This is a genomic window from Streptomyces olivaceus (genome assembly GCF_000721235.1).
Classification (GTDB): domain Bacteria; phylum Actinomycetota; class Actinomycetes; order Streptomycetales; family Streptomycetaceae; genus Streptomyces; species Streptomyces olivaceus.
Genome location: NZ_JOFH01000004.1, coordinates 1 through 13,122, shown reverse-complemented (window position 1 = coordinate 13,122; position 13,122 = coordinate 1). Strand labels below are relative to the sequence as shown.

10 protein-coding genes are annotated in these 13,122 nt (G+C 73.2%); 2 read left to right on the top strand and 8 right to left on the bottom strand.

Annotated features, from left to right (window positions below; translation table 11 throughout):
* Positions 1-21 precede the first annotated feature (21 nt).
* The 8 genes from IG94_RS0106125 to IG94_RS0106090 form a co-directional block, all read right to left on the bottom strand.
* Positions 22-864 carry an IclR family transcriptional regulator gene (locus tag IG94_RS0106125; protein WP_157852217.1) on the bottom strand — a complete coding sequence of 281 codons (843 nt, stop codon included), beginning with the start codon at positions 862-864 and terminating at the stop codon, positions 22-24.
* Between the two features lie 69 nt (positions 865-933).
* Positions 934-2,073, bottom strand: a complete 1,140-nt coding sequence (locus tag IG94_RS0106120; RefSeq protein WP_031032152.1) for an FAD-dependent oxidoreductase — start codon at positions 2,071-2,073, stop codon at positions 934-936.
* A gap of 183 nt (positions 2,074-2,256) precedes the next feature.
* Complete coding sequence (locus IG94_RS0106115; protein WP_031032148.1) at positions 2,257-3,156, bottom strand: Vgb family protein; 900 nt, start codon at positions 3,154-3,156, stop codon at positions 2,257-2,259.
* 186 nt (positions 3,157-3,342) lie between these two features.
* Positions 3,343-3,918: a snapalysin family zinc-dependent metalloprotease gene (locus tag IG94_RS0106110; RefSeq protein ID WP_031032146.1), complete on the bottom strand. Its 576-nt coding sequence runs from the start codon at positions 3,916-3,918 to the stop codon at positions 3,343-3,345.
* A gap of 224 nt (positions 3,919-4,142) precedes the next feature.
* Positions 4,143-4,430, bottom strand: coding sequence for a DUF6355 family natural product biosynthesis protein (locus IG94_RS42820; protein ID WP_031032145.1), 288 nt, complete (start codon positions 4,428-4,430; stop codon positions 4,143-4,145).
* A 178-nt stretch (positions 4,431-4,608) separates the two neighbouring features.
* A complete protein-coding gene (locus IG94_RS0106100; RefSeq protein WP_372459469.1) occupies positions 4,609-5,670 on the bottom strand; it encodes an LLM class flavin-dependent oxidoreductase in 1,062 nt (353 codons plus the stop codon).
* A 65-nt stretch (positions 5,671-5,735) separates the two neighbouring features.
* Complete coding sequence (locus IG94_RS0106095; RefSeq protein WP_372459470.1) at positions 5,736-5,969, bottom strand: ferredoxin; 234 nt, start codon at positions 5,967-5,969, stop codon at positions 5,736-5,738.
* Entirely contained in the window at positions 5,966-7,171 is a 1,206-nt protein-coding gene (locus IG94_RS0106090) for a cytochrome P450 (protein WP_031032137.1), read from the bottom strand. The genes IG94_RS0106095 and IG94_RS0106090 overlap by 4 nt, the downstream gene beginning before the upstream one ends.
* A gap of 428 nt (positions 7,172-7,599) precedes the next feature.
* On the opposite strand from IG94_RS0106090, the gene IG94_RS0106085 reads away from it, so the two are divergent.
* Both IG94_RS0106085 and IG94_RS0106080 read left to right on the top strand, forming a co-directional pair.
* A complete protein-coding gene (locus IG94_RS0106085) occupies positions 7,600-8,751 on the top strand; it encodes a glycine amidinotransferase (protein ID WP_031032135.1) in 1,152 nt (383 codons plus the stop codon).
* A 299-nt stretch (positions 8,752-9,050) separates the two neighbouring features.
* The coding region (locus IG94_RS0106080) for a type I polyketide synthase (RefSeq protein ID WP_031032133.1) at positions 9,051-13,122 on the top strand (4,072 nt) is incomplete at its 3' end.

The window sequence follows — 13,122 nt, the reverse complement described above, 5'->3', positions numbered from 1 at the left end:
GGTCCGGCAGGGGGAGAGTCGTCAGAGCTGTCCGAGGGCCAGGGCGACCGGCAGGCCCCGCAGGCTGTCCGCCGCGGCGACCACCCGCGCACCGAGCGCGTCCAGACGGTCGTCGGTCATGCGCCCCGCCGGCCCCTGGATGTCGACGGCCAGCTGGATGTAGGGCGATCCGCTGTCCACGGGCGCGGCGAGTCCGCGCAGGCCACTGCCGTCGGCGCCGTCGAGCACGGCATAGCCCCGGAACTGCGCGGCGAGCAGCCGCACGTGCCAGGACCACTTCTCGGCGTCCTCGGTGGCCTCGGTGTCCTCGGTCGGGTCGGGGCCGGCCTGCTCGTCGCCGCCCCGGCGCTGTCCCGGAGTCCGCTGCCGCGGCGAGGGGGTGTCGAAGGCCAGCAGGGCGACGCCCATCGCCGTCCGCGTCAGCGGCACGGACACCCCCGGCTCGCCCAGGTACCGCAGCGGCTGCTCGGACTGGACGGAGACGAGCACCAGTACGCGGTCGCCGCGGCGCATGCCGATGCTCGCGGTCTCCCCGGTCGCGTCCGCCAGTTCCTTGAGGACCGCGGTGACCTCCGGCAGCCCGGTGGACGCCAGCGACCTGCGGCCGAGCCGCAGCAGTACCGGTCCGGGCTGGAACCGGTCACCCTCACGGGAGCGGCAGAGCAGGCCCTCCGCGCACAGTGTTCCCAGCAGCCGGTGCACGGTGCTCACGTTCAGCCCGGTGAGCTTGGACAGCTCGGTGAGGGTCGCACCGCCGGACGGGCTGTCCACCACGGCCCCCAGCAGCGCCGCCGCCCGGGCGACCGACTGGACGCCGGAACTGCGCGGAGTGCGGCTCGCGAGATCGGTGGAGGATTCAGTCACCTCGGGACGGTACACCAGCGCCTCGGAGCTCCGCCGAAAGCGGGTCCGGCACGGGACCCGCCCCGTACGTCAGTGCCCGTGGGGACCGTCCGCCGCCTTCTCGGTGAACAGGTCGAGCAAGCCCTGGGCGGTGTTGTCCGCGGAGTCGAACGACGGCATCTCGTCGGTCGCGGTCTCCGCGCTGCGGGGAAACATGACCGCCTCGTACCGGGCGAGTGCCGCCTCGGGGTCGTCGGGGTGCGCGGCGAGCGCCAGGCCGAGGTCGGCGCCGTCCAGCATGGCGAGGTTGGCGCCCTCGCCGTTGGGGGCGGAGAGGTGGGCGGCGTCACCGAGCAGGGTGACCCCCGGGACCCGGTCCCAGCGGTGTCCGGGCGCCAAGGCGAAGAGCGGACGCAGGACCGGCGCGGTGTCGGTGTCGGTGATCAGCGCGGTGAGTTCCGGCGCCCAGCCGGCGAACGCCCGCGCGATCCACTCGGTGGCGGCCGCGGCGTCGCCGAAGTCGGTGGCGGCGAACCACTCCTGCGGCTCGGCCAGTCCCACGTAGGCGTGCAGGGTGTCGTCCTTCTCCCGGTGGGCGAAGATCTCCCGGCCGGGCGAGGGAGCGATCAGCATTCCGCCGCCCACCGCCTTCGAGGCGGCCGGGTGCCGGGCGTCGGCGTCGAACAGGTAGGTCTCGACGACCGACTTCCCGATGTACTCGGGTGCGGCGGCGGACACCAGCGGCCTGACCCGTGACCAGGCCCCGTCCGCGCCGACCAGGAGGCCGGTGACGACGGTGGTGCCGTCGGCGAACGTCACTTCGTGGCGGCCCCCGGCAAGAGCACGGAGGCGGGCGGCCTTGTGCCCCCACCGCACGGTGCCCGCCGGCAGCGAGTCGAGCAGGAGCTGCCGCAGGTCGCCGCGGTGGACCTCGGGGCGTGTGCCCGTTCCGTCGTCGGGCTGGTCGAGCAGGACGGTTCCGTCCCGGTCCAGGAGCCGCAGGGCCTGGCGCCCCGGCAGAACCATCGCGCGGAACTCGTCCGTCAGGCCGGCGGCCCGCAGCGCGAGTTGCCCGCTGTCGTCGTGGATGTCCAGCAGTCCGCCCTGGGGCCGTGCCGACGGGGAGGGGTCCGCCTCGTACACGGTGACGGGTATCCCGTGGACGTGCAGGACGCGGGCCAGGGTGAGTCCGCCGAGTCCGGCGCCGACGACGGTGACTGGGATGGGCATGGTGGCTCCTTCCGTTGCGTGCCGTCCGGTGCGGTCCCGGCGGCCGTCCACGGAAAGGTGTCAGTCGCCGCCGACGATCCACCGACATCGCGCCGACATGCCACCGACAGCTCTCGACCACCCTCGACGGTGTTCCGGCACGTCACCGGTGCCGCGGCACCGGCCGCGGCGCGTCGTGCCGTCTCAGCCCGCGTCGACGCGGGCGACCGCCCCGGTCTCCAGCGCGGTCCACAGCGCGCCGTCCGGCCCCAGGACGATGCCGTGGGGTTCCGAGGACGGGCTCGTCAGGCCGTACTCGTCGATCCGGCCGTCGGGGGTGATCCGTCCGACGCGGTTGGCGCCCCACTCGGTGAACCAGCAGTCCCCGTCGGCGCCGGCCGTGATGGCGTGCGGGCGGCACGAGGGGTCGGGCAGGTCGTACTCGTCGATCCGGCCGTCCGTCGTGATCCGCCCGATCCGGCCGGCTCCGATCTCGACGAACCAGAGGGCGCCGTCGCCGCCGGCCGTGATGCCGACAGGGGCGGCGGCGGGCGTGGGCAGCGCGTGGACGGTCACGGCACCGTCGCACGTGACGGCACCGATCGCGTTCGCCTGGTTCATCGTGAACCACAGCCGGTCGTCCGGGCCCGAGGCGATGGCCGACGGAAAGGCCCCCGTGACGGGGAGGGGGAACTCGGTGACACGGCCGTCGGTCGTGATGCGGCCGACGCGGTCGGCGCCGGCCTCGGTGAACCACAGCGCGTCGTCGGGGCCGGCCACGATGCCGAACGGGCCGGCGTCCGGAGTCGGCAGTGGGAAGGAGGTGATCTCCCCGGCCGTGCCGATGCGTCCGATGCGATGCCCGCGGAACTCGGTGAACCACAGGGCGCCGTCGGGCCCCGTGGCGATGAGCGACGGTCCGCCGGTGTCCGGTTCGAGCCGGTGCGAGGTGGTGTCGCCGTCCGGTGTGATCCTGCCGATCCGTCCGTGGTGGACCATGGTGAACCACAGCGCGCCGTCCGGTCCGGAAGTGATTCCGTAGGGCCCGGCCCCGGGACCGGAGACGGGGAACTCCGTGATGGAGACGGCCGGACGGCAGGGCATGGGCGGTTCTCCGGACGGCGGGCGGAAGAGGTGCGACGACCGGGTGAGGTTATCCGGGCCGTGGTCCCCGAGCCCCCGATTTTTCGGGTGGCCCCGCGCGGGGGCGCCGGCGGTGCCCGCCGGCCGGTGCTCACCGCCGGCCGGAGCCGTACGGCACCTGGCCAGGCGCCGTACGGCCAGACCCGGTCAGTCCGCGACGAGGACGGGGGCCGACCGCGCGACCGCCGACGGTGATGCGGCCGCGCCGGCGAAGTTGTCCTCGACCTCCGTCTTCTCCGCGGCGTTCGGATACGGGTTCGTGCACTCGGTACCCGCGCTCGCCCCGGACATCAGGCTGGAGCAGGGGCCGGGCTTGCGGTCCGGCAGCCCCAGGATGTGGCCGAGTTCGTGGGACGAGATCCGCACCGTGTTGTGGCCCTCGTTCACCGCCTCACGCCCGATCCAGACCGTGCCGTTGCCCAGCGAGGTGGTGAGGGCGCGCGGCCAGCCGTCGTCGGCCAGGACGCGGATGTTGGCCTGCTGTCCGGCCGCGGCGGGCCGCAGTTCCGCGCCTTCGACGCTCTCGTTCCAGATCTCCGCGCCCCGGTCCACCGCGGACCTGAACTCCGCGGAACCGCTCGCGTCGTAGGTCAGGACCCGGGCCGCGGCCGGGGAAGGCGCGGCGTCGGCCGGTGAGCCGGCGGCCGCGGCCTGGCCGCTCAGCAGGGGCAGCGACATCAGCAGGGTCGCGGCGAGGGAGCCGGTCAGTGTACGGACGTGCATGTCGACCTCCTTGTGGGGGAGAGGAGTCGTGCTCATGACATCATCGGGGACATCATGGCATCGCCTGTCTCCCTGCCCGCCGGTGCCCGCCGCCAATCCGTCAGTCGTGCGCAACGGCCGACGGCCCGCCGGGCACGCCGGGGAAAGTCCGGACCGGCGTGCCCGAGTGGTGTCTCGCGAGGCCGTTCAGCCGCCGGCCGGCTGTCCCGGCCCGGCTGCCGGCGTCAGCAGGTGCGGCCCGTGTACCACGCTCCGTCGACGCCGGAGGCGGAACCGATCCAGGTCACGCCGGGGCCCACGCACTGTTCGCTGTTGGGGCCCCAGTCGTCGATCTCGATGACGATGTGCGAGCCGTCCGAGGTGCAGTGGTTGTAGTACGCGTCGGAGGCGGTCTCGTAGAAGCCGCAGGGGTTCGCGGCGGCCGGGCCGGCGCTCAGCGCGACGGCGCCGACGGAGGCGAGGAGGAGGGCGAAGGAGGCGAGGACGCTGGTCAGGACACGACGAAGAGGCAAGGGGACTCCCTACAGTGGAGGGCCGGAGCAGGAACGTCCGTGTCCTGCCGACCCGTTGTCGATGCGAGGCCCAGGCTCGCAGCTCGGGAAGGCCCTGCCCGCCGTCGGTGTAACCGTTCACCCGGTGAAACGATTCGCTGTTGCGCCGATCAGTTGATCCCCGACGATTCGCCGCGTGTCAGGGCGTCGCGGTCCAGCCCAGCGCGGGTCCGAGCCGTCCGGAGATGTCGGTGAGGATCTGCTCGTAGTCCGCCTGCTCGAAGTCGAACGGCAGGGCGAAGGCCACCTCGTCCACTTCGCGGAACGCCGCGTGGGCGCGGAGGCGTTCGGCGATCCACTCGGAGGGGCCCACGAGATCCGGGGCGAACAGCAGACGGGCCGGTCCCTGCGGTTGTGCGGTGCGGGGCAGTCGTCGCGCGGCGTACTCCTCGTACTTCCCGCGCTGCCCCGAGTCGGCCGAGTCGGTGGGGATCACCACGAGCCCCTGGGACACGCGGGCCGCCTCTCCGGCCGGGTGGGCGGCCCGGAAGGCGCGGATGTGGGAGAGCTGGATGGCGGCGAAGTCCTCGGAACCCGAGCCCTGTTGAGGCTTCTCCGCCTTGACCACACTGCTGGTGAGGAGGTTCATGGCGTTCTCCCCGGCCCAGCGGGCCGACCGCAGGCTGCCGCCGCCGTACCACATCCGTTGCCGCAGGCCGGGGGAGTGCGGCTGTACACGGTCCGAGTAGCTCTCGATGCCCTCCGTGCCGTGGAAGCCGGTGACCGGCTCGCCGGCGATGTGGTCGAGGAGGCGCCGCACCCGCTCGTAGCCGAACTCCTCCGCGTCGGCCGTGTCCGGGTACAGGGCGTCTCTCACCCGGTCGAAGTGCATCGGCGGTCCGGTGCTCACACCGGGGTTGAACCGCCCGTGGGACAGGATGTCGACGGTCGCCCAGTCCTCGGCGAGCCGCAGTGGGTTCTCCCAGCCCAGAGGCGTGACCGCGGTCCCGAGTTCGATGCGGCGGGTGCGCTGGGTGGCGGCCGCGAGGAGGGCCACGGGTGAGGCGACGCCGTACTGGAGGTGGCGGTGGCGCACCCACGCGCTGTCGTAACCGAGCTGCTCACCCAGCTCCACCACGCGCAGCGTGGTCTCGTGTCCCGGGCCCGGATCGTCCTCGTCGAACAGCCCGATCGTGAGGAACCCGAGCCTCTTCAGCGGCCTGCCGTCCACGTCCACCTGACTCCCCTCGGTCGGGGCCACGAGGCCCGGGCCCCAGGGTACGGGCCAGCACACCCTCCTCCGCGTCCCGGTCCCGTCCGCGCGCGTCAGGTGTCCGGACGGGCCTCGGTCCACACCGTGATGGCCCCCGTGGGACAGAGACCGGCGGCGTCACGTACCGCGTCCCACGAGTCGGCCGGCGGCTCGGGACGCAGGACGACGGCCTTCCCGTCGTCCTCGCGCTGGTCGAACACCTCACCGGCCGTCAGGGCGCACATCCCCGATCCGATGCAACGCCCGGTGTCCACCCCGGTCCTGATGGCCCGGCCCTCCTGGTTCACGCGTCCCACGTGACCGGAAGGCTCTTCACCCCGTGGATGTCGGACAGCTCCGTGCGCATGACGATCTCCTCGGCCGGGACCGCGAGCCGCAGCGAGGGGAAGCGGCCGACCAGCGCGGGGAAACCCACCCGCATCTCAACCCGCGCCAGTTGCTGGCCCAGGCACTGGTGGATGCCGTGCCCGAAGGCCACGTGCCCGCCGTCCTGCCGCCGGAAGTCGAGCACGTGCGGGTCGGTGAAACGCTCGGGGTCCCGGTTCGCGGTGTTGTAGGACAGGATGAGCGACGAGCCGGCCCTGACGGTGCGGCCGCCGAGGCGGACGTCCTCCAGCGCCGTCCGCATGAAGGTCTTGCCGACGCTGAGATAGCGCAGCAGCTCCTCCACGGCCCGGTCGGTGAGCCCGGGGTCGGCGCGCAGCGCGGCGAGCTGCTCGGGGTGGCGCAGCAGCGCGAAGGTGCCGAGCGCCAGCATGTTCGCCGTGGTGTCCAGGCCGGCCGCGAGCAGCACCAGGGCCATGCCCTGCAGCTCCTCGTCCGTGAGGTCGCTGTCGGTCAGCTCGCTGAGTACGTCGTCGGTGGGCTGCGCGCGTTTGGCGGCCACCAGCTCGCCCAGGCGGTCCCGGGTCGCGGTGTAGGCGGTCGCCGCGTCCTCGTCCTGCGCCTCGGCGTCCATGAACGACTCGAACTGCGCCTGGAAGGAGGGCCGGTCGGCGGCGGGAACGCCGAGCAGCTCGCAGATCACCATGGCCGGGACGGGCTTGGCGAACGCGCTCACGAGATCCGCGGGAGGGCCCGACTCCTCCATCGCGTCCAGGTGCTCGGCGGTGATCTGCTCCACGCGCTCGGTGAGCAGCCGCATCCGGCGCACGGTGAACTTGCCCATCAGGGGCTTCCGGTAGCGGCTGTGCTCGGGGTCGTCCATGAGGAGGAACTCGCCCGGCGGTACCGGCGGCAGCTGCAACCCGCCGTAGTCGACGGTCGGATGGCGCATGAACTCCCGCCGCGAACTGAACCGCGGGTCGGACAGCACCGACTTGATCAGGTCGTATCCCGTGACCAGCCAGCCGACGTGTCCGCCGGGGAAGGTGTAGCTGCTGAGCGGACCGTGCCGACGGGCTTCGAGCAGCTCCTCGGGAGGGTCGAAGGGGCAGCCGGGCCGCCGCGCGGTCGGCAGTGTGGAGACGGTGTGCAACGGGTCACCCATGACCCTTCCTCATCTCGCGAGAGTACGAATTCGACAAGGCCCGAAAGGCATGCCCCGCGGGGTGACGCTCAGCAATGTGGGGAATGTGCGGCAACAGTGGAGGCGGTGCCCGACGTCCGGCAGGTGCGACAGGAAGAAAGCACCGGGCGCCTTTCTACCCGGCGGGCAGCGGACATGTCCACCCCGCCCCTCGTTCTTCCCCGCCGCGCCCCCGGGAAATCCGCCGCGAATCCACACCCCCTGCCGAATGCCTTTCGCGTCGACCGGCGAGTGAAGGCGGAAAGGGCCATCGGTGCCGTAACGGCGGAGCTCCCCGATGCCCGCAGGGGGCGGAGCCCGGTGAGGATGGCGAGTGCTCTGCGGAGTTCGCGACCGGCCGGCCCCCGACGAGCAACCGGCAGGCCCCCGACGAGTAGGCGGTTCACTGCATGCTTCTGAACAGTTTTGACGAGTGGTCGCGACTGCGTGAGGTCGTCGTCGGATCCGCGGAGAACTACGTCTCGCACGAGCGGGAGCTCTCGTTCGACCTGTTCTTCCACGACAACCTCGCCCAGGACAACCCGAGCCGATCCGAGTGGTACTACCCACGGCTGTCCGCACGGAGCGAGCCGGCCGACCGGCGGCGGCTGCCGGTGGCACGGCGCTACGTCGACGAGCTGAACGAGGATCTGGAGGGGCTGGCCGACACCCTGCGCGACCTCGGCGTCACCGTCCACCGCCCCCGCGCGCTGCCCGCCGAGACCGCCGAGGTCACCACCCCGGCCTGGTCCGCCTCCGTCGTGCCGCCGCTCAACATCCGTGACAACACGCTCGTCCTCGGCGACGAGATCATCGAGACACCGCCGATGATCCGCTCCCGGTACTTCGAGACCCAGCTGCTGAAACCGCTGTTCCAGGAGTACTTCCGCGACGGCTGCCGCTGGACCGTCATGCCCCGTCCGCTGATGACCGACGCGTCCTTCGACCTGTCCTACGTACGGACCGCCACCGCCGGCGGACCGACCGAGCCCGTCGAGGAACCCCGGCCGTCGCCGTACGACGTCGGACTGGAGATGATGTTCGACGCGGCCCAGTGCCTCCGGCTCGGCCGCGACATCGTCGCGAACGTCTCGACCGAGAACCACGAACTCGGGGTCGCCTGGCTGGAGCGCCACCTCGAAGGCCGCTTCCGCGTCCACCGGGTCCACCGGCTGAGCGACAGCCACATCGACAGCATGGTGCTCGCGCTGCGCCCCGGCCTGCTGCTGGTCCGCTCGGAGGCGGTCGTCGAGGCACTGCCGCCCGCCCTGCGCCGGTGGGACCGGATCGTCGCCCCCACCCCCACGGAGAACAACTTCCCGCGCTACGACGACGACGCGCTCATCCTGACCAGCCCCTTCATCGACCTGAACGTGCTGTCCGTCGACCCGGAGACCGTCCTGGTCAACGAGGCGAGCCCGGAGCTGGTCCGGACCCTGGAGGACGCGAAGTTCACCGTCGTGCCGGTACGGCACCGGCACCGGCGCCTCTTCGGCGGCGGGTTCCACTGCTTCACCCTCGACACCGTGCGGGACGGCGGGCCCGAGGACTACCTCGAATGAGCCGGCCGCAGTGCCCGACGGCATTTCCGTCCCGTCCGGGGGCGTAACCGTGGAGACGTAACGGTGGAGTTCGCCGATGGTGGCGCACCCGCCGGGTGAAACCGTATGACGCAGTGCCGTCCGTACCACCTCCGGCATTCGAATCCGGGCGCATTCGGTTACCGGTATTCATGCCGTTCCTCCGCTCCCGGTTCCTCCACTCCCTTTCGTGCGGGACCCGGAGGTCCGGGAAATACAGAGGGCCCGGGGAGTCCGGGAGGTCCGGGAAATCCATCCAGGAAATCTAGGGAGTCGCATTCATGAGCGCAGCGGACGGCCGGGACTCGGCGCTCGCCATCGTCGGTGTCTCCTGCCGTTTCGCCGGGGCGGAGAACCCGGACGAGCTGTGGCGACTGCTGGACTCGGGCGGCAGCGGCGTCGGCGAGGTCCCGCCCGGTCGCTGGACGGGAGCCGCCGCGGAGCACACCCCACGCACCGGTGGCTACCTGGAACACGTCGACTGGTTCGACGCCTCGTTCTTCGGGATCTCACCGCGCGAGGCGCCGTTCGTCGACCCGCAGCAGCGGCTCGCCCTCGAACTGGGCTGGGAGGCGCTGGAGGACGCCCGGATCACACCGGACCGGGTACGCGGGACCCGGCTCGGCACGTTCGTCGGCGTCACCGGAGACGACTACGCCCAACTCCTGTCCCCGCACGTCCAGACACTCGCCACGCAGCACGCGCTGACCGGCGTGCAGCGCGGCGTCCTCGCCAACCGGCTGGCCGCCTTCCTCGGCGCCCGCGGACCGAGCATCACCGTCGACTCCGCGCAGTCCTCCTCCCTGGTGGCACTCCACCTCGCGGGCGCGAGCCTGCGCGCGGGCGAGTCCGACGCCGCCCTGGTCTGCGGGGTCAACCTCCACCTGCTGCCGCAGAGCGTGCTGCTCGCCGCCCGCCTGGGTGCGCTGTCCACCCTCGGCCGCTGCTTCACCTTCGACGAGCGCGCCGACGGCTACGTACCGGGCGAGGGCGGCGGCGCCGTCGTCCTGAAGCGCCTCGACACCGCACTCGCCGACGGCGACCGCATCCTGTGCCTGGTCCGGGGCAGCGCGACCAACAACGACCCCGCCGGCGCGACCCTGACGGCGCCGACCGCCGAGGCCCAGTCCGACGTCCTCACCTCCGCCTACCGCAGCGCCGGCATCGCGCCCGAGGCCGTCGGCTACGTCGAACTCCACGGCACCGGCACGCCCACCGGGGACCCCGTCGAGGCCGCCGCACTGGGCGAGGCACTCGGCCGCCACCGCCCCGCCGGCCGGCCCCTCGCCGTCGGCTCGGTGAAGACCAACATCGGACACCTCGGCGGCGCCGCGGGAATCGCCGGCCTCATCAAGGTCGTCCTCTCCCTCAAGCACCGCCGGCTGCCTCCCAGCCTCAACTTCGAGAACCCCAACCCGCGCATCCCCCTCGACGAACTCAACCTCCGCGTGCAGCGGGACGCTGAGCCGTGGCCCGAAGAGGCGGCGGAGCCGGGGAACCCGGCCGGTGAACTCGTCGCCGGGGTCAGCTCCTTCGGCATGGGCGGCACCAACTGCCATGTGGTCCTGTCCGACTGGCACCCCCGCCCGCCGATCCCCGCCGCACCGGCGGCGGCCCCGTCCGAAGTGCCGTGGCTGCTGTCCGCGCGCACCGACGCCGCCCTGCGCGACGCCGCCTCCCGGCTGGCGGGCAGCGGCGCGGCCGACGGCACGGTGGCGTCGGCGGCGGACGTCGCGTGGTCCCTCGCCTCGTCGCGCAAGGGCTTCGAACGGCGCGCGGCCGTCGTGGCGGCCTCGCACGAGGACCTGCTCGCCGGAGTACGCGGACTCGCCGACGGCACCCCCGCTCCCGACGTCGTGCTGTCCGGCCCGGCGGCCCCGGGCGAGGCCGCCGTGGTCTTTTCGGGCGGGGCGCCGAAGCCCGGCGGCGCGGGCGCGGTCCTCTCCGTCTTCCCGGTCTTCGCCGAGGCGCTCGCGGAGGTGTGCGCGGCCTTCGACGAGGTGGCCGGCGAGGTCGCAGACATGCTCGGACTGCCGGCGCGGGCGCGTACCCGACTCGGGCTGGAGGACGGCACGTTCGGCGCGGGGCTGCGCCGGACCATGACCGCGCGGGCCGACGACGCGGAGACCGGCACCCGGGAGCCGGAGCCGGAGCAGGAGCCGCGGGACGACGGCTGGGACCAGGCCGGTGCCTTCGCGTTCGGCGTGGCCGCGTGGCGGCTGCTGACGTCGTGGGGACTGCGGCCGACGACGGTGGCCGGACACGCGGTGGGCGAGCTGACGGCCGCCCACGCGGCGGGCGTGTGGTCCCTGCGGGACGCGGCGCGCATGACGCTGGCACGCGGCTGGCTGAGCGAGACCTCACCGGCCGACGGGGCGCGGGCCTACCGCACGGTGCTGTCGACGATCGAGTCCGCCGCCCCCCGGCTCACCGTGGCCTCGACGATGCTGGGCGGGACGGCGGAGCCCGCACTCCTCCAGGACCCCGCGCACTGGCTGCGGCAGGCGTCGGAGACCGGACCGCCCGCCGACGGCCTGGCGCTGGTGCGCGACAGTGGCCTGCCGGCCTTCGTGGAGGCGGGCCCCGACGCGGCCCTCACCGTCCTGGCCGAGCGCGGGGACGACACAGCAGCGGCCGCCCTCGTCCCGCTGGTCGCGGAGACCGAGGACCGCGTGCCGGTCAGGTCGCTGGCGAGGCTGTGGGTGGCGGGCGCCGACATCGACTGGACCCCGCTGCTGGGCGGCGCCGGAGTGGTCGACCTGCCGACCTACCCCTTCCAGCGCCGCCGCCACTGGCTCGAGACGGGACCCGCGCCGGCCGCCACGGAAGCACCCGTCCCCGACGGCACGGACACCGTCGCCGTACCCGCCGTGGACCCCGCGCACCCCGGGCGCGAGGCCGTGGCCGCGCTGAGCGGGCTCACCGGACCGAAACGGACGGCGGCGCTGCGCGCGTTCGTGTGCGAGCAGGTGGCCGCCGTCATGCGGGACACGGGACCGGTCGACCCGGCGCGCACGTTCAAGGACCTCGGCTTCGACTCCGTCATGATCGAGGAACTCGGCAGGATCCTCGCGGCGTGCACGGGACTGCCCGTCAGGGCGAGCACCGTCTTCGACCACCCCACGCCCCAGGCACTGGCAGCGCACATCGGCGCCGCGCTCACCGCCGCCGACCGGGAGACCGGCCCGCAGAACGGGGCCCCGGCGACCCGCACCGTCCCGAAGCCCGCCACCGGACTGGCCGCCCGCTCGAAGACGCCGCACGGGACGACCACGGACCCGGACCACGACCACCCCGCGATGCCCGCCGCTCCGCCGGACGACGGCACGACCGGCCCGGCGCACGAGCAGGACGCGAGTCCGGCGCGTACCGACGACGAACCCGTGGCCGTGGTCGGCGTGGCCTGCCGCTACCCCGGCGGAGTCGCCTCGGCGGACGACCTGTGGCGGCTCGTCGCCGACGGCGAGGCCGTCCCGACGACCTGGCCCGAGGACCGGGGTTGGGCATCGCGGGGAACGGACGGGCGGGAAGGCGCCGCCGGTGGCGGATTCCTCGACGGGGCGGCGGACTTCGACGCGGAGTTCTTCGGGATCTCGCCGCGTGAGGCGCTGGCGATGGACCCGCAGCAGCGGCTGTTCCTCGAAACCTCCTGGGAAGCCCTCGAACAGGCCGGACTGGACCCCGACGGTCTGCGCAGCTCGGCCACGGGCGTCTACGTCGGCGCCACCACCCACGACTACGGCCCCCGCGCCGACCAGGCCCCCGACCACCTCGCGGGCCAGATCCTCACCGGCAGCACCCCCAGCGTGATCTCGGGCCGGGTGGCCTACACGTTCGGTTTCGAGGGTCCGGCGGTGACGGTGGACACGGCGTGTTCGTCGTCGCTGGTGGCGATCCACCTGGCGGGCCGGGCCCTGCGGTCGGGCGAGTGCGACCTCGCGCTGGCCGGCGGGGTGACCGTCATGGCGACCCCCGGCATGTTCCGTGAGTTCGAACGGCAGGGGGGCCTGGCACCCGACGGCCGGTGCAAGTCCTTCTCGGCGGACGCCGACGGCACCTCGTGGTCCGAGGGCGTGGGAGTCCTGGTCCTGGAGCGGCTGTCGGACGCCCGGCGCAACGGCCACCGGGTGCTCGCGGTCGTGCAGGGCAGCGCCGTCAACCAGGACGGTGCGTCGAACGGCCTGTCCGCACCCAGCGGTGCCGCACAACAGCGCGTCATCCGGGCCGCGTTGGCGGACGCCGGGCTCGGCACCTCGGACGTGGACGTGGTGGAGGCGCACGGTACCGGGACGAGGCTCGGTGATCCGATCGAGGCGGAGGCGTTGCTGGCGACGTATGGGCAGGGGCGGGATG

What these genes read in the sequence shown, in the direction of transcription:
- IG94_RS0106120 (WP_031032152.1), bottom strand. Translation starts at nt 2,073, where the DNA reads ATGCCCATCCCAGTCACCGTCGTCGGCGCCGGACTCGGCGGACTCACC.
- IG94_RS0106115 (WP_031032148.1), bottom strand. Translation starts at nt 3,156, where the DNA reads ATGCCCTGCCGTCCGGCCGTCTCCATCACGGAGTTCCCCGTCTCCGGT.
- IG94_RS0106110 (WP_031032146.1), bottom strand. Translation starts at nt 3,918, where the DNA reads ATGCACGTCCGTACACTGACCGGCTCCCTCGCCGCGACCCTGCTGATG.
- IG94_RS0106090 (WP_031032137.1), bottom strand. Translation starts at nt 7,171, where the DNA reads ATGGGTGACCCGTTGCACACCGTCTCCACACTGCCGACCGCGCGGCGG.
- IG94_RS0106085 (WP_031032135.1), top strand. Translation starts at nt 7,600, where the DNA reads ATGCTTCTGAACAGTTTTGACGAGTGGTCGCGACTGCGTGAGGTCGTC.